The 16090-nt window shown below is 71.0% G+C and carries 16 protein-coding genes; 3 read left to right on the top strand and 13 right to left on the bottom strand.

Annotated elements, in window-relative coordinates:
* Window positions 1–99: 99 nt before the first annotated feature.
* The 8 genes from yajC to OG898_RS24140 all read right to left on the bottom strand — a co-directional run bounded on the left by yajC (window position 100) and on the right by OG898_RS24140 (window position 6279).
* Window positions 100–567 (bottom strand): preprotein translocase subunit YajC, encoded by a 468-nt coding sequence (yajC, locus tag OG898_RS24175; protein WP_250744718.1) that lies wholly within the window; start codon window positions 565–567, stop codon window positions 100–102.
* 165 nt (window positions 568–732) lie between these two features.
* Window positions 733–1794, bottom strand: a complete 1062-nt coding sequence (gene ruvB / locus OG898_RS24170; RefSeq protein ID WP_266959175.1) for a Holliday junction branch migration DNA helicase RuvB — start codon at window positions 1792–1794, stop codon at window positions 733–735.
* Between the two features lie 119 nt (window positions 1795–1913).
* A complete protein-coding gene (gene ruvA / locus OG898_RS24165; RefSeq protein WP_266959173.1) occupies window positions 1914–2546 on the bottom strand; it encodes a Holliday junction branch migration protein RuvA in 633 nt (210 codons plus the stop codon).
* Window positions 2543–3079, bottom strand: a complete 537-nt coding sequence (gene ruvC / locus OG898_RS24160) for a crossover junction endodeoxyribonuclease RuvC (protein WP_250744715.1) — start codon at window positions 3077–3079, stop codon at window positions 2543–2545. Before ruvC ends, ruvA begins: the two co-directional genes overlap by 4 nt.
* Window positions 3080–3259: 180 nt before the next feature.
* The gene (locus OG898_RS24155; RefSeq protein ID WP_250744714.1) at window positions 3260–4012 is read right to left on the bottom strand and encodes a YebC/PmpR family DNA-binding transcriptional regulator; all 753 of its coding nucleotides are present in this window, start codon (window positions 4010–4012) and stop codon (window positions 3260–3262) included.
* A 57-nt stretch (window positions 4013–4069) separates the two neighbouring features.
* A complete protein-coding gene (pdxT, locus tag OG898_RS24150; protein WP_250744713.1) occupies window positions 4070–4660 on the bottom strand; it encodes a pyridoxal 5'-phosphate synthase glutaminase subunit PdxT in 591 nt (196 codons plus the stop codon).
* An 8-nt stretch (window positions 4661–4668) separates the two neighbouring features.
* On the bottom strand, window positions 4669–5586 hold the full coding sequence (gene pdxS / locus OG898_RS24145) for a pyridoxal 5'-phosphate synthase lyase subunit PdxS (RefSeq protein ID WP_030294529.1): 918 nt from the start codon (window positions 5584–5586) through the stop codon (window positions 4669–4671).
* A 153-nt stretch (window positions 5587–5739) separates the two neighbouring features.
* Window positions 5740–6279 carry a hypothetical protein gene (locus OG898_RS24140; protein ID WP_250744712.1) on the bottom strand — a complete coding sequence of 180 codons (540 nt, stop codon included), beginning with the start codon at window positions 6277–6279 and terminating at the stop codon, window positions 5740–5742.
* A gap of 103 nt (window positions 6280–6382) precedes the next feature.
* On the opposite strand from OG898_RS24140, the gene OG898_RS24135 reads away from it, so the two are divergent.
* Window positions 6383–6979: a hypothetical protein gene (locus tag OG898_RS24135; RefSeq protein ID WP_250744711.1), complete on the top strand. Its 597-nt coding sequence runs from the start codon at window positions 6383–6385 to the stop codon at window positions 6977–6979.
* Here the strand turns inward: OG898_RS24135 and OG898_RS24130 are convergent.
* From OG898_RS24130 to pgsA, 4 genes are all read right to left on the bottom strand, one after another.
* Window positions 6976–7959, bottom strand: coding sequence for an IS481 family transposase (locus OG898_RS24130; RefSeq protein WP_266959169.1), 984 nt, complete (start codon window positions 7957–7959; stop codon window positions 6976–6978). The two genes, OG898_RS24135 and OG898_RS24130, sit on opposite strands and share 4 nt — an antisense overlap.
* 164 nt (window positions 7960–8123) lie before the next feature.
* Window positions 8124–9284 (bottom strand): glycosyltransferase family 4 protein, encoded by a 1161-nt coding sequence (locus OG898_RS24125; protein WP_250744710.1) that lies wholly within the window; start codon window positions 9282–9284, stop codon window positions 8124–8126.
* Entirely contained in the window at window positions 9281–10216 is a 936-nt protein-coding gene (locus tag OG898_RS24120; RefSeq protein WP_250744709.1) for a phosphatidylinositol mannoside acyltransferase, read from the bottom strand. Before OG898_RS24120 ends, OG898_RS24125 begins: the two co-directional genes overlap by 4 nt.
* On the bottom strand, window positions 10216–10893 hold the full coding sequence (gene pgsA, locus OG898_RS24115; RefSeq protein ID WP_250744708.1) for a phosphatidylinositol phosphate synthase: 678 nt from the start codon (window positions 10891–10893) through the stop codon (window positions 10216–10218). The genes OG898_RS24120 and pgsA overlap by 1 nt, the downstream gene beginning before the upstream one ends.
* Window positions 10894–11298: 405 nt before the next feature.
* Between pgsA and OG898_RS24110 the strand changes: the two genes are divergently transcribed.
* Both OG898_RS24110 and OG898_RS24105 read left to right on the top strand, forming a co-directional pair.
* Window positions 11299–13512 carry an elongation factor G-like protein EF-G2 gene (locus OG898_RS24110; RefSeq protein ID WP_266959166.1) on the top strand — a complete coding sequence of 738 codons (2214 nt, stop codon included), beginning with the start codon at window positions 11299–11301 and terminating at the stop codon, window positions 13510–13512.
* 279 nt (window positions 13513–13791) lie between these two features.
* Window positions 13792–15462, top strand: a complete 1671-nt coding sequence (locus OG898_RS24105) for a hypothetical protein (RefSeq protein ID WP_250744706.1) — start codon at window positions 13792–13794, stop codon at window positions 15460–15462.
* 40 nt (window positions 15463–15502) lie between these two features.
* On the opposite strand, the gene OG898_RS24100 is transcribed toward OG898_RS24105, so the two are convergent.
* Window positions 15503–16063: an HIT domain-containing protein gene (locus tag OG898_RS24100; protein WP_266959164.1), complete on the bottom strand. Its 561-nt coding sequence runs from the start codon at window positions 16061–16063 to the stop codon at window positions 15503–15505.
* Between the last annotated feature and the right edge of the window lie 27 nt (window positions 16064–16090).

Genomic DNA, 16090 nt, shown 5'->3' with positions numbered 1-16090 from the left:
ACGAAATGTGTGTGGGGACCCCTGCCCCCCGCAGAAGGGTCACTGGCGGGGGCCGCCGGGGCTGCCGGTCAGGCGCCCCGCACGGTCCCCGGCCCAGCGCTACTTCGCGCCGGCCTCGCCGTCGCTCTTGCCGTCCTTGGGCTCGTCGCCCTTGGAGTCCTCCGCCGCGGGCTCATCGGCCTGGGGCTCGTCCTTCTTGCCCAGGTCGAGCTTGGGGGCCTCGTCCCCGGTCAGGGAGGACGCGTCGTCGGGGACGACCGGCGTGTCGATCGTCAGATCATCGGTGATGCCGTGGACGATGCGGTTGTACTCCTCGTCCTCCAGCACGGCGCCGATGGCGTTCTTCGCGTAGATCGCGTGGACGCCGGGGGCCACCTCGAGCGTGACGGTGTCTTCGCCGATCTCCTTCACCGTGGCGTACATGCCACCGATGGTGCGGACGCCGGTGCCGGCCGTCAGCTGGTCGCGCATCTGCACGGCCTGCTGCTGCTTCTTCTTCTGGCTGCGGGTCAGCAGGAACATCGCCCCGATGATCAGCACGAACGGAAGGAGGGACATGATATTCACGGGACGCAGGTCCTTCGCATCGACCGCACAAGCGCACGGCCTTTGTACGGGGGGTGGGTACGCCGACCGTAAGGGTCGGCATCGGCGGAGTCTAGGCGAGTCCGCACCGATGGAACAACGCCCAGCATGTCACCGCAGTTCCTGAGGGGGCGAACCTCCGCGCCGTCAGGTCCCGAAGAGGCCCTGTTGTCCGCTTGATCCGTTCCCGGCGTGCTGCGGCGGAACAAGTCCCAGGTGAGCCCATGCGGCCGGGGTCGCGACCCGCCCCCGGGGGGTCCGGGCCAGCAGCCCTTCCCGGACGAGGAACGGCTCGGCCACCTCTTCCACCGTCTCCCGCTCCTCGCCGACGGCGACCGCGAGCGTCGACAGGCCGACGGGTCCCCCGCCGAAGAGCTTCAGGAGCGCCTCCAGGACGGCCCGGTCCAGCCGGTCGAGCCCGCGCTCGTCTACCTCGTAGACCTTCAGGGCGGTGCCGGCGACCGTGCGGTTGATCACGCCGTCGGCCCTGACCTGGGCGTAGTCGCGGACGCGGCGCAGCAGCCGGTTGGCGATACGGGGGGTTCCGCGCGAGCGGCCGGCGATCTCGGCGGCTCCGGCGGTGTCGATCTCCACGTCGAGGAGCCGCGCTGAGCGGTGGATGACGCGCTCCAGCTCCTCGGGGGCGTAGAACTCCATGTGGCCGGTGAAGCCGAAGCGGTCGCGCAGCGGGGGCGGGAGCAGACCGGCCCGGGTCGTGGCACCGACGAGGGTGAACGGGGGCAGCTCCAGCGGGATGGCGGTGGCTCCCGGGCCCTTGCCCACGATCACGTCGACGCGGAAGTCCTCCATGGCCATGTAGAGCATCTCCTCGGCGGGCCGGGACATGCGGTGGATCTCGTCGAGGAAGAGGACCTCGCCCTCCTGGAGGGAGGAGAGGATGGCGGCGAGGTCGCCCGCGTGCTGGATGGCGGGGCCGGAGGTGATCCGGATGGGCGCGCCCATCTCGGCCGCGATGATCATGGACAGGGTGGTCTTCCCCAGCCCGGGGGCGCCCGACAGCAGCACGTGATCGGCGGTGGCACCGCGCTGGCGGGCCGCCTTCAGGACGAGGTCCAGCTGCTGGCGGACCTTCTCCTGCCCGACGAACTCGCCGAGGTCCTTGGGCCGCAGGGCCGCCTCGACGGCGGTGTCCTCGCCGTCCGCCGCGGCTGCGACGATCCGGTCGTCGCTCTCGTCATCCCAGTTCACGGTGTCAGTCTGCCTTCTCGGTGGTGCGGTGGATTGCCCGCCAGGGCAATTTCAGCCCCTCCGGCGTTTGAGGAGCGGGGGTCCGGGGGCCGGCCCCCGGCGACGGCGCCGCACCTGTGTCAGCGGGCCCGGTTCAGGGACTGCAGGGCCGCGCGCAGGAGCTGCGGAACCGGGGCGGAACCGCCGGAGGCGATCGCGGCCTCCGCCTGCGGGGTCACGGCCGAGACCGCGTCCTCCGCGTCCCGGGGCGCGTAGCCCAGGCCGACCAGCGCGGCGGAGAGCTGCTCCGACCACGGCGGCGGGCCGGAGGCCGCCGCGCGCTGCGCGCCGACCATCCCGCTCGACCCCAGCGGCGCGCCCAGCTTGTCCTTGAGGTCCAGCAGGAGCTTCTGCGCGCCCTTCTTCCCGATGCCGGAGACGGCCATCAGCGCCTTCTCGTCCCCCACCGAGACGGCGACGCGCAGCGCGTCCGGGCTGTGCACGGCCAGCATCGCCTGGGCGAGCTTCGGCCCGACCCCGCTGGCGGTCTGCAGGAGCTCGAAGACCTGGCGCTCGTCGTCGTCGGCGAAGCCGTACAGCGTCAGCGAGTCCTCCCGTACGACCAGGGAGGTCGCCAGCCGGGCCGGCTCACCGGTCCGCAGGCCCGCGATGGTGTTCGGCGTGCAGTGCACGGCCATGCCCACTCCCCCGACCTCGATGACGGCCAGGGTGGGGGCGAGCGCGGCGACCGGGCCGCTGACGAAGGCGATCATGTGGTGCGGCCTTTCAGGGCGCTGGCATGCCGGTTGACGGCCTGCTGGAGGCGGTTCTGCGCGGGGGCGCGCCAGATGTGGCAGATGGCGAGGGCGAGGGCGTCCGCTGCGTCGGCGGGCTTGGGCGGGGCGGACAGCCGCAGCAAGCGGGTGACCATGGCTCCGACCTGCGCCTTGTCGGCGCGACCGCTGCCGGTGACGGCGGCCTTGACCTCGCTCGGGGTGTGCAGCGCGACCGGTATGCCGCGGCGCGCGGCGCACAGCATGGCGACGGCACTGGCCTGGGCGGTGCCCATCACCGTGCTGACGTTGTGCTGACTGAACACCCGCTCCACGGCGACGACTTCGGGCTCGTACTCGTCGAGCCACTCCTCGATGCCCTGCTCGATCGCAACGAGCCGGTGGCCCAACTCGGCGTCCGCGGGCGTCCGTACGACCCCCACGCCCAGCATCGCCAGGGGGCGGCCCGCCACCCCCTCGACCACACCGACACCGCATCGGGTCAGCCCCGGGTCAACGCCGAGTACGCGCACCCCTCCTCCCCCCTTTGCGGCTAAACCGCCGCCGCTCTCGCGGAGGTGGTGCCTCGCCGTCGTCGCTGATCAATTGATGGTTGCGGTCGCCAGACTAACGGCTGCCTATGACAACGCAGCGGGCCGACGGGGTGTGTCCCCATCGGCCCGCTGCTCCACACTGTGAGCGGTCTACGCCCCTCAGGCGTCGACCTTCTCCATGACCTCGTCCGAGACGTCGAAGTTGGCGAAGACGTTCTGCACGTCGTCGCTGTCCTCCAGCGCGTCGATCAGCTTGAAGATCTTGCGCGCGCCCTCTTCGTCCAGCTCGACCTGCATGGTCGGCAGGAAGTTGGAGTCGGCCGAGTCGTAGTCGATGCCGGCGGTCTGGAGCGCGGTACGGACCGCGACCATGTCGGTGGCCTCGCTGATGATCTCGAACTGCTCGCCGAGGTCGTTGACCTCTTCGGCCCCCGCCTCCAGCACCGTCTCCAGGACGTCGTCCTCGGACAGCTCGCCCTTGGGCAGCAGGACGACGCCCTTGCGGTTGAACAGGTACGAGACCGAACCCGGGTCGGCCATCGAACCGCCGTTGCGGGTCATGGCGACCCGCACGTCGGACGCGGCACGGTTGCGGTTGTCGGTGAGGCACTCGATGAGCACCGCGACGCCGTTCGGGCCGTAGCCTTCGTACATGATCGTCTCGTAGTCGGCGCCGCCGGCCTCGAGGCCGCCGCCGCGCTTGACCGCGGAGTCGATGTTCTTGTTCGGGACCGAGCTCTTCTTCGCCTTCTGGATGGCGTCGAAGAGGGTCGGGTTGCCATCGATGTCGGCGCCGCCCATACGGGCCGCGACCTCGATGTTCTTGATCAGCTTCGCGAAGAGCTTGCCGCGCTTGGCGTCAACCACGGCCTTCTTGTGCTTCGTCGTAGCCCATTTAGAGTGGCCGGACATCTGCCTGTCTCCTTCGCGTCACCAACAATGTTCGCCTCAGATCCTACCGGGACGCCGTTACAGCCCCGCGCGCACCATGTCGACGAAGTACGCGTGGACCCGGTCGTCACCCGTGAGCTCCGGGTGGAACGAGGTGGCGAGGACATTGCCCTGGCGCACGGCGACGGTGTGGCCGTCGTACGTGGCGAGCACCTCGGCGGCGCCGCCGACGGACTCGACCCAGGGAGCGCGGATGAACACGCCCTCCACCGGACCGCCCTCGATGCCCGCGAAGTCGACCTGCGCCTCGAAGGACTCGTTCTGGCGGCCGAAGGCGTTGCGGCGCACGATCATGTCGATGCCGCCCAGGGTCTCCTGGTCCTCACGGCCGTCCAGCAGCTTGTCGGCGAGCATGATCATGCCGGCGCAGGTGCCGTAGACCGGCATCCCGGCCCGTACGCGCTCGCGCAGCGGCTCCAGCATGCCGAACAGCACGGCGAGCTTCGACATGGTCGTGGACTCGCCGCCGGGGATCACCAGGGCGTCGACCTCGGCGAGCTCCTCGGGACGCCGGACCGGCCTGGCCACGGCGTCAGCCGAGGCCAGGGCGATCAGGTGCTCCCGTACGTCGCCCTGGAGTGCCAGGACACCAATCACGGGGGTGGTCATGGTGATGACTACCAGCCGCGGTTGGCGTAGCGCTCGGACTCGGGGAGGGTGTCGCAGTTGATGCCGACCATGGCCTCGCCCAGGTTGCGGGAGGCGTCCGCGATGATCTTCGGGTCGTCGTAGAAGGTGGTGGCCTTCACGATGGCGGCGGCGCGCTTGGCCGGGTCGCCCGACTTGAAGATGCCGGAGCCGACGAAGACGCCCTCGGCACCGAGCTGGCGCATCAGCGCGGCGTCGGCCGGGGTGGCGACGCCACCGGCGGAGAACAGCACGACCGGGAGCTTGCCGAGCTCGGCAACTTCCTTGACCAGCTCGTACGGGGCGCGCAGCTCCTTGGCGGCGGCGAACAGCTCGTTGTTGTCGTAGCCGCGCAGGCGGGCGATCTCGTTCTTGATCTGGCGCAGGTGACGGACGGCCTCGACGACGTTGCCGGTACCGGCCTCGCCCTTCGAGCGGATCATGGCCGCGCCCTCGGCGATGCGGCGCAGGGCCTCGCCCAGGTTGGTGGCGCCACAGACGAAGGGGGTGGTGAACGCCCACTTGTCGGAGTGGTTGACCTCGTCGGCCGGGGTCAGGACCTCGGACTCGTCGATGTAGTCGACGCCGAGGGACTGGAGGACCTGGGCCTCGACGAAGTGGCCGATGCGGGACTTGGCCATGACCGGGATGGAGACGGCCTCGATGATCTCTTCGATCATGTTCGGGTCGGACATCCGGGCGACGCCGCCGTCCTTGCGGATGTCGGCGGGAACCCGCTCCAGGGCCATGACGGCCACGGCGCCGGCGTCCTCGGCGATCTTCGCCTGCTCGGCGTTGACCACATCCATGATCACGCCGCCCTTGAGCTGCTCGGCCATGCCGCGCTTGACGCGGGAGGTGCCGATCGCCGACTCAGCGGACTGCGGGGTGGAGGGAAGCGTGCTCACGGATTGACCTCACTCGAAAGGAAGATTCAGGTGCTACTGGTGATCGCTACGGGCGACCTGGTGGTACTCGACCGAGGAAACCTTCTGGACCAGTCCACGGCAAGGGCCAATGTGCAGCCGGTGGCCCTTTGCGATTTGGCCATTGGGTACAAGTTACGGCCGCTCGGCCAGATCCACCGGAGGCTCGTCGTCCATCTCGAAGGCCAGCGGGAACGCCGCGTGGCCCGCGAGCCGGAACCAGCGGACCTTCCGGTGGCGGCGCAGGGCGCGGGCCGCACGGACGGCGTCGTTGAGGAACCGCCGTGCCATCGGCACCCGGCGGACCGCCGCCGCGAGCTCCTCGGTGGCCTCCGCCCCGCCCGGGGCCGCCTTGAGCGCGTCGACCTGCCCGACGTCGGCGAACACCGCGCGCAGTGCCTGGCTGAGCTCGCTCTCGGCAACCTCGCGGTGCTCCTCCTCCGCTTGGCGGGCGGCGTGCGCGGCCTCGTACAGGACGAGGGAGGAGGCGGGGTCCAGCACCCCGGAGGTCGCGACCTCCAGCACCACGGAGGCCCGCCGCACGAGCTGCGCGTCGAGGGCGGCGCGGGCGGCGTCCATCCGGGAGTGCAGCCGGTCGAGCCGCCCGGCGGTCCAACTGAGGTACACCCCGACGAGGCCGAGGCCAAGGGCAATCCAGACAAGGGTTTCGATCACGCTGGGCGACCCTACCTCTCCGCGCCACCCCGGCCCTCATCGCCCGTGATCCGGGCTCCGTCCCCGGCCTACACTTCGTGATCCGCATCTTCCGGGGGGAACCGTGAACCGCGCGCGTTACCGCAAACCGTCGGCCTGTCTGCTGCTCGCGGCGGGGCTCGTCCTCGTCGCCACGACCGCCGCAGGTCTGCTGTCCGGCCCCGAGGGCCGGCTCGTCGTGCTGGTCCGGGCCCGCGAGCACGCCGTGGCTCTGGGGCTGCTCGCCCTGGCCGTGCTGACCGGGGCGGTCCTGTGCGGGTTCTCGAAGCCCCGTGCCCGCCTCGTCGCGGTGGGAGTGCTGCTCGGCGTCGGCCTCCCGGCTCTCCTCGCCCTCTCGTTCCTCTCGGCATTCGCCGGCACCCACCGGCTGGAGTACGGGAAGGCGGCGCCGGGCCACGGCGACCGGCGGCTGGTGGTGGAGAGCACCAGCGCTTCCTTCGGCCCCGACACGCTCTGGCTCGTGTACGTCCACGAGGGGACCTGGCCCCTGGAGCGCCGTTGGAGCGTCGGTGCATTCAACGACGACGACATGGACAACCGCCTCGTGGAGACCGTGTGGACCGCTCCCGACCGGATCCGCATGACCACCGAGAAGGGCGCGGTCCACGAGGTGACCCTCTCCCCCGGCGGTCGACCCGACCGGTTCGTCTCCGTCGGCTAGGTGTATTGACCCGCAGCGTTGTTCACACGGCTGATGGGCGGGTGTCCGCCCAGTGCGGTGTGGCAGCGGTGGTGGTTGTAGGTGTGCAGGAAGTCTGTCAGGGCTTCGGTCCGCTCATGGTTCGAGGCGTAGGGCCGTTGGTAGGCCCACTCCTCGGCGAGCGTCCGGTTGAAGCGTTCGACCTTGCCGTTGGTCTGCGGCCGGTAGGGCCGGGTTCTTTTGTGGGCGATACCGGCCGCGGTGAGCGTACGGGTGAAGAGCTTGGATTTGTAGCAGGCGCCGTTGTCGGTCAGGACGCGCTCGACGGTGATGCCGTGGGCGGCGAAGAAGGCGTTGGCCCGCTGCCAGAACCCGGTGGCGGTCTCCTTGCGCTCGTTGGCCAGGACTTCGCTGTAGGCGAGGCGGGAGTGATCGTCGACGGCGGAGTGGATGTAGGAGTAGCCGATCACCGGCGTGCTGCTTCTGCGCTGGTCGGTAGTGGCCTGGCGGTTACGGTCGCCTGCGGCTCGGCCCACCACGCGCCATCCGCCGCCGTCGGGGATGTTGCCGAGTTTCTTGATGTCGACGTGGACGAGTTCGCCCGGTCGAGCGCGTTCGTAGCGGCGGATCGGCTCTCCGGTGGGCCGGTCCAGCCAGGCCAGGCGGCCCAAGCCGTGACGGGTCAAAATCCGGTGCACGGTCGAGGCGGGCAGGCCCAGGATCGGGCCGATCCGGGCCGGCCCGAGCTTTCGGCTCCTGCGCAGTTCACAGACTCGGGCTTCGACCGCGGGGCGAGTGCGGTGCGGGGTCGTGCGCGGGCGGCTGGAACGGTCGTGGAGTCCCGCATGGCCTTCAGTCCGCCAGCGGCGGACCCACTTGTGGGCCGTGGGCCTTGATATGCCCATCTCGGCAGCGACATGCGCCACCGGCCGCCCGGCCAGGACACGTTCGACCAGGATCCGCCTGCCGTGAACGGTCAGGCGGGCATTACGGTGTGACACGAAGACCTCCGTGTGTGGTGTGGAGCCTAGACACCTCCACCACACCGGAGGTCTTCACCATGATCAAGACCCGGCCCTGTTAACAACGCTCGTGATCAATACAGCTAGGCCGTCCTGGCCGGACGCAGTCCGCCGCGTGTCACCGGCATCCCAGGACGAGCCGCCTAGCCCCGGTTCAGGCCCAGGCGGGTGCGGAGGGGGACTCGTTCGTCTTCCGCCACCGCCGTCGCGCCGTCCGTGACCGTTTCGTAGACGGCCAGGATGTCCGCCGCCACCGTCGACCAGTCGAAGCGGCGCACGTGGGCGGAGCCGCGGGTGCTCAGTTCCGCGCGGCGGGCGGGGTCGCCGAGGAGGGCGATCGCCGAGGCGGCCAGGGAGTCGGGGTCCTCGTTCGCGAAGAGCTCACCCGCCGCGCCCTGGTCCAGGACCTGCGCGAAGGCGTCCAGGTCGGCGGCGAGGACCGCCGCGCCTGCCGAGAGGGCTTCCACCAGGATGATGCCGAAGCTCTCGCCGCCCGTGTTCGGGGCCACGTACACGTCGACGCTGCGCAGCAGCCGTGCCTTGTCCTCGTCCGAGACCATGCCGAGGAACTCGACCCGGGAGCGGAGTTCGGGCGGGAGGGAGGCGACCGCCTCCTCCTCGTCGCCGCGGCCCGCCACGAGGAGGCGTACGTCCGGGCATTCCGCCACGATGCGCGGGAACGCCGCCATCAGGACCGGCAGGCCCTTGCGCGGTTCGTCGATCCGGCCGATGAAGCCGAGGGTCTGGCCCGACCAGTCCGGATTCGGGTCGGCCTTGGCGAAGAAGTCCACGTCCACGCCGTTGGGGATGACCACCGCGTCCCCGCCGAGGTGCTCGACCAGGGTGCGCCGCGCGTACTCGCTCACCGCGATCCGGGCGCTGATCTTCTCCAGCGCCGGCTGCAGGATCGGGTACGCCGCGAGCATGGCCCGGGAGCGCGGGTTGGAGGTGTGGAAGGTGGCCACGATGGGGCCCTGCGCCGCCCAGCAGGTCAGCAGGCCCAGCGAGGGGGCGGTCGGCTCGTGGATGTGGACCACGTCGAAGACCCCGTCGTGCAGCCAGCGCCGTACGCGGGCCGCCGACAGGAAGCCGAAGTTGAGGCGGGCCACCGACCCGTTGTACGGCACCGGCACCGCCCGGCCCGCCGAGACCACGTAGGGGGGCAGGCCGGTCTCGTCGTCCGACGGGGCCAGGACCGACACCTCGTGGCCGAGGCCGATGAGGTGTTCCGCCAGGTCCCGGATGTGGAACTGGACCCCGCCGGGCACGTCCCAGGAGTACGGGCAGACGATGCCGATCTTCACGCGGAGTGCTCCTCGGGCCGGCCGGCGCCGTGGCCGGTGGTCTCCAGGTCGTCCAGCCACAGCCGCTGGAGCATGTGCCAGTCCTGCGGGTGTTCGGCGATGCCCTGGGCGAAGGCGTCGGCGACCGCCTGCGTCATGACGGCCGTCTTCTCCTGCCGGGTGCCCTCCTCGGGCACCTCCACCGGGGAGTGGATCCGGCCGTACATCTTCGGCGCGTCCCCGTAGTACAGGGTGGCCGGGAGCAGGATCGCGCCGGTCTGCAGGGCGAGCAGCGCCGGGCCGGCCGGCATCCGCGCCACCGAGCCGAAGAAGTCCACTTCCACCCCGGAGGCCGACAGGTCCCGGTCCGCGACCAGGCAGACGAGCCCGCCGGAGCGCAGCCGTCGCGCCAGCGTGCCGAAGGCGGCGCCGCCCTCGTGCGGGAGCACCTCCATGCCCAGGCTCTCGCGGTAGGCGACGAAGCGGTCGTAGAGGGTCTCCGGCTTGAGCCGCTCGGCGACGGTGGTGAAGGGGACGCCGATGTGGGTGACGGCCCAGGCGCCGGCGAGGTCCCAGTTGGCCAGGTGCGGGAGGGCCACCACGACACCCCGCCCGGAGGCCAGGGCCTCGCGCAGGATGTGGTCGTCCTTCATCTGCACGTCGGTGCTGAATCGTTCCTTGGCCATGGTCGGCAGGCGGAAGGACTCCATCCAGTACCGCATGTAGGAGCGCATGCCCGCGTGCGACAGCTCGCGCAGCCGCTCGGGCGTCGCGTCCGGCACCACCCGGGCCAGGTTCGACTCCAGGCGCAGCACGCTCTTGCCGCGCCGCTTCCAGGTGAAGTCCGCGATCCGCTGTCCGAGGGCGGCCGCGGCCGGCTCGGGCAGCTTCTTGACCCCGGCCCAGCCGAGCCCGTAGAGCCCGTCGACCAGCTTGTCCTGTGCTTTGCCCATCAGGGCGTACCGCCTTCGGAGGGAGCACCGGCGGCAGCGGCGGCGGCGTCGGCCTCTGCCGATTCGCGCCGTACGGTCACCACGCGCTGGATCAGGGTCACGAGCGAGCCCGCCGCGACCACCCACAGCGCGATCGGCAGCAGCAGGCCGATCCACGAGGGGACGCCGAAGGTCTCCAGCCCGGACAGACCGGCCGCGACCAGCGTGATCACCAGGCGTTCGGCGCGTTCGATGAGTCCGTTGACGGCGACCGGCAGGCCGATCGACTCGCCGCGGGCCTTGGTGTACGAGACCACCTGGCCGCTGGCCAGGCAGAAGATGGCGACCGCGCAGAGCGCGTTGTCGTTCCCGGAACCCGCGTACCAGAGCGCGAGCCCGCCGAAGATCGCCGCGTCCGCCACCCGGTCGAGGGTGGAGTCGAGGAACGCGCCCCACCGGCTGGAGACGCCGGCCTGGCGGGCCATGTTCCCGTCCACCAGGTCGGAGAAGACGAAGAGCGTGATGGTGATCGTGCCCCAGAAGAACTCGCCCATGGGGAAGAAGACCAGGGCTCCGGCCACCACTCCGGCCGTGCCGATGAGGGTGACCGCGTCGGGACTCACTCCCATCCGGAGCAGAAATGCGGCGAATGGCGTGAGAACACGCGTGAAGAATGCACGCGCGTACTTGTTCAGCATGGCCTTCCCGGAGGGTCGCTGGGCCGCACGGCCACCACGGCCACCGGCTGGCCCATCGTAGCCAGGGCCCCGGGCCATCGGCGCCGCGCACCCACCGGTTCACACGACGTGGGCGGTTCTCGGGCCGTTCGCCACGTTCCGCACGCCCTGTCGGACCTGTTCCCGGGCCTGTTCCCGGGCCTGTTCCCGGGCCTGTTTCCGGGCCTGTTTCCGGGCACGTTTCCGGACACCTTCCGCGGCAGGCCGCCCTGCCTCCCCCCGGCACGTTCCCGGCGTCGCCCCCGTGCGCCGCCCCCGCCGCCCCACCGCCTCCGGTACGACGTATGGACGGGGTGTGACGGCAGTGCAAAGCTCGTAGAAGGCCTTTTCCTCTCCATCCCCTCCAAGTCGGGAGGCACGAACATCGTGGGAGCCGCATCACACCAATCCGGAGCCGCCGGAAGAGCACCGACGGTCGACCACCCCGCCTCCGTACGGAACGTCGTGCTGGTCGGCCACAGCGGATCCGGCAAGACCACCCTGGTCGAAGCTCTGGCCCTGACCGCCGGCGCCGTGAAGCGGGCCGGGCGCGTCGAGGACGGCGCCACCGTCTCCGACTACGACGAGATCGAGCACCGCCGCCAGCGCTCCATCCAGCTCTCCCTGGTCCCCGTCGAGTGGGCCGGAGTCAAGATCAACATCCTGGACACCCCCGGTTACGCTGACTTCGTCGGCGAGCTCCGGGCCGGACTGCGCGCCGCCGACGCGGCCCTGTTCGTGGTCTCGGCCGCCGAGGACGGCGACGGGCTCTCCGGGGCCACCCGGATGGTCTGGGACGAATGCGCCGCCGTCGGCATGCCGCGCGCCATCGTCGTGACCCACCTGGAAGCCGCCCGCGCCGACTACACGCAGATGACCACGGTGTGCGGCGACGCCTTCGGGGCGGACGATCCCGATGCCGTGCGCCCGCTCTACCTGCCCCTGCACGGCCCCGCCGGCCCCGACGGCCACGCCCCGGTGGCCGGACTGCTCGGGCTGCTCTCCCAGCGCGTCTACGACTACACCTCCGGCGACCGCGTCGAACGCGACCCGGACCCCGGCGAGCTCGCCCTGATCACCGACGCCCGCGCCCGGCTGATCGAGGGGATCATCGCCGAGAGCGAGGACGAGACCCTCATGGACCGCTACCTCGGCGGCGAGGACATCGACCTCAAGACGCTGGTCGACGACCTGGAGCGCGCCGTCGCCCGCGGCACCTTCCACCCCGTCCTGATGGCGGCCCCCGCCGCCGACGGCGCCCGCAAGGGCCTGGGCACCGTAGAGCTCCTCGAACTGATCACCGGCGGCTTCCCCACCCCACTGGAGCGCGCGCCCGTCAACGTCACCACCCCCGACGGCGCCGCCCGCCCGGCGGTCACCTGCGATCCCGGCGGACCGCTCGTCGCCGAGGTGGTGAAGACCTCCTCCGACCCCTACGTCGGCCGCGTCTCGCTGGTCCGCGTCTTCTCCGGCACCCTGCGCCCCGACGAGACGGTCCACGTGAGCGGGCACGGCCTCACCGACCGCGGACACGAGGACCACGACGTCGACGAACGCATCGGCGCCCTGACCTCCCCCTTCGGCAAACAGCAGCGCACCCTCACCCACTGCATCGCCGGTGATCTGGCCTGCGTGGCCAAACTCACCCGCGCCGAGACCGGAGACACCCTCTCCGCCAAGGACGACCCCCTCCTCATGGAGGCCTGGTCCATGCCCGACCCGCTGCTGCCCCTCGCCATCGAGGCCCACAGCAAGGCCGACGAGGACAAGCTCTCCCAGGGCCTGGCCCGGCTGGTCGCCGAAGACCCGACCATGCGGCTCGAACAGAACCCGCACACCCGCCAGCTCGTCCTGTGGTGCCTCGGCGAAGCCCATCAGGACCTCGCCCTCGAACGCCTGCGCACCCGGTACGGGGTCCAGGTCGACCCGGTCGCGCACAAGGTCAGCCTCCGCGAGACCTTCGGCGCCAAGGCCGGCGGCCGCGGACGGCACGTGAAGCAGTCCGGCGGGCACGGTCAGTTCGCCATCTGCGAGATCGAGGTCGAGCCCCTGCCGCCGGGCAGCGGCATCGAGTTCGTCGACAAGGTCGTCGGCGGAGCGGTTCCGCGCCAGTTCATCCCGTCCGTGGAGAAGGGCGTCCGGGCGCAGGCGGCCCGGGGGCTCGCAGCCGGGTACCCGCTGGTCGACGTACGCATCACCCTGCTCGACGGCAAGGCCCACTCGGTGGACTCCTCCGACGCCGCCTTCCAGACCGCGGGCGCCCTCGCCCTGCGCGAAGCCGCCGCCGGGGCCTCCGTCCAGCTCCTCGAACCGGTCGCCGAGCTGGCCGTACTCGTTCCCGACGAGTACGTCGGCCCCGTCATGAGCGACCTCGCCGGCCGCCGGGGCCGCGTCGTGGGCACCGATGCGGCGGGCACCGGCCGCACCCGGGTCCTCGCCGAGATCCCCGAGATCGAGATCGGCCGGTACGCCGTGGAGCTGCGCTCCGTGTCGCACGGCACGGGCCTGTTCAGCCGTACGTACGCGCGCCACGAGCCGATGCCACCACAGATAGCGGACAAGCTGCGCGAACAGACCGAGAAGGGAAGCCAACTGACATAGCGTCACCCGAGCCGCCCATCCAACCCGCTTGCGATGGGCGGCATTTACCTGTCCCATGACCACGGGGAGGAATCGGCCGATAGGCTCGTCCGCGCGTGAGACGGGCAGAACGAACGGGTAGACCAACCGGGTGGGCCGAGCGGGTGGGCCGAGCGGGTGGGCCGAGCAGGCAGGTCGAGCGCACAGGGCGGGAACGCCGCACCGGGAAACACCACCCGGAGCCGGCGGCATCGCGGGCAGGCCCGCACACGAGCACGACGCACAGCGATGGGGGCAGCGGTGGCGGACGACGGATTCGACTTCAGGCCCGGGGCACAGATCCCGCTCCAGGGCGGCGGCGGCCAGACCGCCGCGACCAACGCCCTCGCGTCCGCCGCCTACCGGGACGGCGGACGCGACACCAAGCTGGACGAGATACTCAAGGCCAACAACGAGTACCACGAGTCCGTCGTCAAACCCGCCAAGGTGTCCCTGCTCGCCCCCAACCTCGGCGAGGCCTTCTGCCGCGCCGTCGAGGCGCGCACCGTCCCGGCGACCCGCAAACCCCTCATCCAGTCCTTCGGCGCCGACCCGCAGACCGTCGTCGAGCACTGTCTGGCCGCCTCCCGCATCCGCAAGGAGCGCGACCGCAAGCTCCGCCTGATCATGCTCGTCTGCGGGGTCGTGTTCCTCCCCGGCCTGCTGCTGTGGCTCGGCCTGTTCTGGGCCCGCAAGGCCCTGGCGGACTCCGATGCCAAGCGGGCCTCCTGGATGGGCACGGCGCTCCTGGTCGGCGTGGGCCTGGTGGTCGCCGTGCTCATGTTCCGGCTCCCCGTGACCGGCGTGCCGAGCATCTACGTCCGCGCCATGGTCATCGCCCCGGTCGTCGGCTGGTTCCTCGCCCGCCGGCTCTGCGAGGCCACCGCCGAAGACCTGCGGTCCCGCTGGGACGGGCTCCTCGCGGGCGGCGGCGGGGTGGCCGCCAAGATCCCGGAGGCCGTCCCCGGCAACCCCGACGAGAAGGCCCGCGAGGACCTGCGCCACTCCCTGGCCAAGCTCACCGCCGAGGACCGCAGCAATGCCGTCTTCTACGCGGGCCCCAAGGGCATACTCGGCATGGGCACGCGCTGGGGCAGCTGGCAGATGGCCGAGGAGCTCGTCCCCAAGAACGAGGGCTCGGAGATCCACCCGTTCCGCAGCTGGGACGTCATACGCGCGATCGACGCCCAGCTGCGCAAGCTGGAGCGCGGCCCCCTGCACACCGGTGGCCTCCCGCCCGCGTCGATCCAGCACTGGATCGTCTCCCCGGTCGGCGAGGGCGCCAAGGAAGTGACCCGCCCCAGCGGAGCGGACGTGGACACCTTCCTGGTCAAGCCGCACGAGATCACCCGGATCTGCAACGAGCAGCAGTTCAGCGCCGGCAACCGGCACTACCTCGGCATCCAGTACCCGCTCTGGGACGGCCAGCTCGTGATCACCATGCTGGTCACGGTCACCGTGCTCTACAAGACCCTGCGCGTGGAGGTCACCGGGCACGCGCTCGGCCCGGTGCACGGCCTGTTCACCACCAAATCGGCGGCGCCCGTCGACGAGGTCGCCAAATCCGTGCGCTTCTGGGAGACCGTGGAGCTCAAGCGGCCCGTGGTCGACACGAGCGAGGTCGTACGCCTCGCCGTGCGCGCGCCCTTCACCTGGTACCCGCCGCTCCTGGACTTCCTGGGCGGCAAGCTCGTCCTTCCGGAGCCCTTCGGCGTCCGCCACGTCTGGGCCGGCCAGCCGTGGCGCCACCGCTTCATGGCGGACGACGCGATGCGCGCCGCGACCCCGGTCCTGCGGGCGGTGCACACCGCCGCGATGCGGGTCCTGGAGGAGAACGGGGTCGACACCGAACGCTTCACCAACCGCTCGATGATCGTCAGCGGCATGGTCCAGGAAGCCGCACCGCGCAAGGCGGACGTCTACGACGCGTGAGCCCGCGCGGACGTCCGCACAGCCGTACGCCGGGCCCGCCCTAGTCGGTGGGCCAGGCGTCGGCGAGCATCTGGCGGGTGTCCGCGAGGAGTTGGGGCAGCACCTTGGTGTGTCCCACGACCGGCATGAAGTTCGTGTCCCCGCCCCAGCGGGGCACGATGTGCTGGTGCAGGTGCGCGGCGATGCCGGCGCCGGCGGCCTGGCCCTGGTTCATGCCGATGTTGAACCCGTGCGCACCGGAGGCCTTGCGCAGCGCGACCATCGCCCGCTTCGTCAGGTCGGCGAGCTCGAGGGTCTCGGCGGCGTCCAGGTCCGTGTAATCGGCGACGTGCCGGTAGGGCACGACCATCAGGTGGCCGCCGTTGTACGGGTAGAGGTTCAGCACGGCGTAGACGTGCTTGCCCCGGGCCACGACCAGTCCGTCCTGGTCCGACATCTCCGGAATCCCGCAGAAGGGACAGCCGTCCCCGGCCTCCGGCCCGGTCGGCTTGTTCTCCCCCTGGATGTAGGCCATCCGGTGGGGCGTCCACAGTCGCTGGAACGCGTCCTGCGTGCCCACACCGATCTGCTGCTCCGGCTCAATCGTCATGGCATGCAGCATATGACCTTGGCCCCGAGCGGCGTGTCG

Source organism: Streptomyces sp. NBC_00193 (genome assembly GCF_026342735.1).
Classification (GTDB): domain Bacteria; phylum Actinomycetota; class Actinomycetes; order Streptomycetales; family Streptomycetaceae; genus Streptomyces; species Streptomyces stoeckheimensis.
The sequence above is the reverse complement of the archived record's forward strand: the minus strand, read 5'-3'. Positions and strand labels throughout refer to the sequence as shown.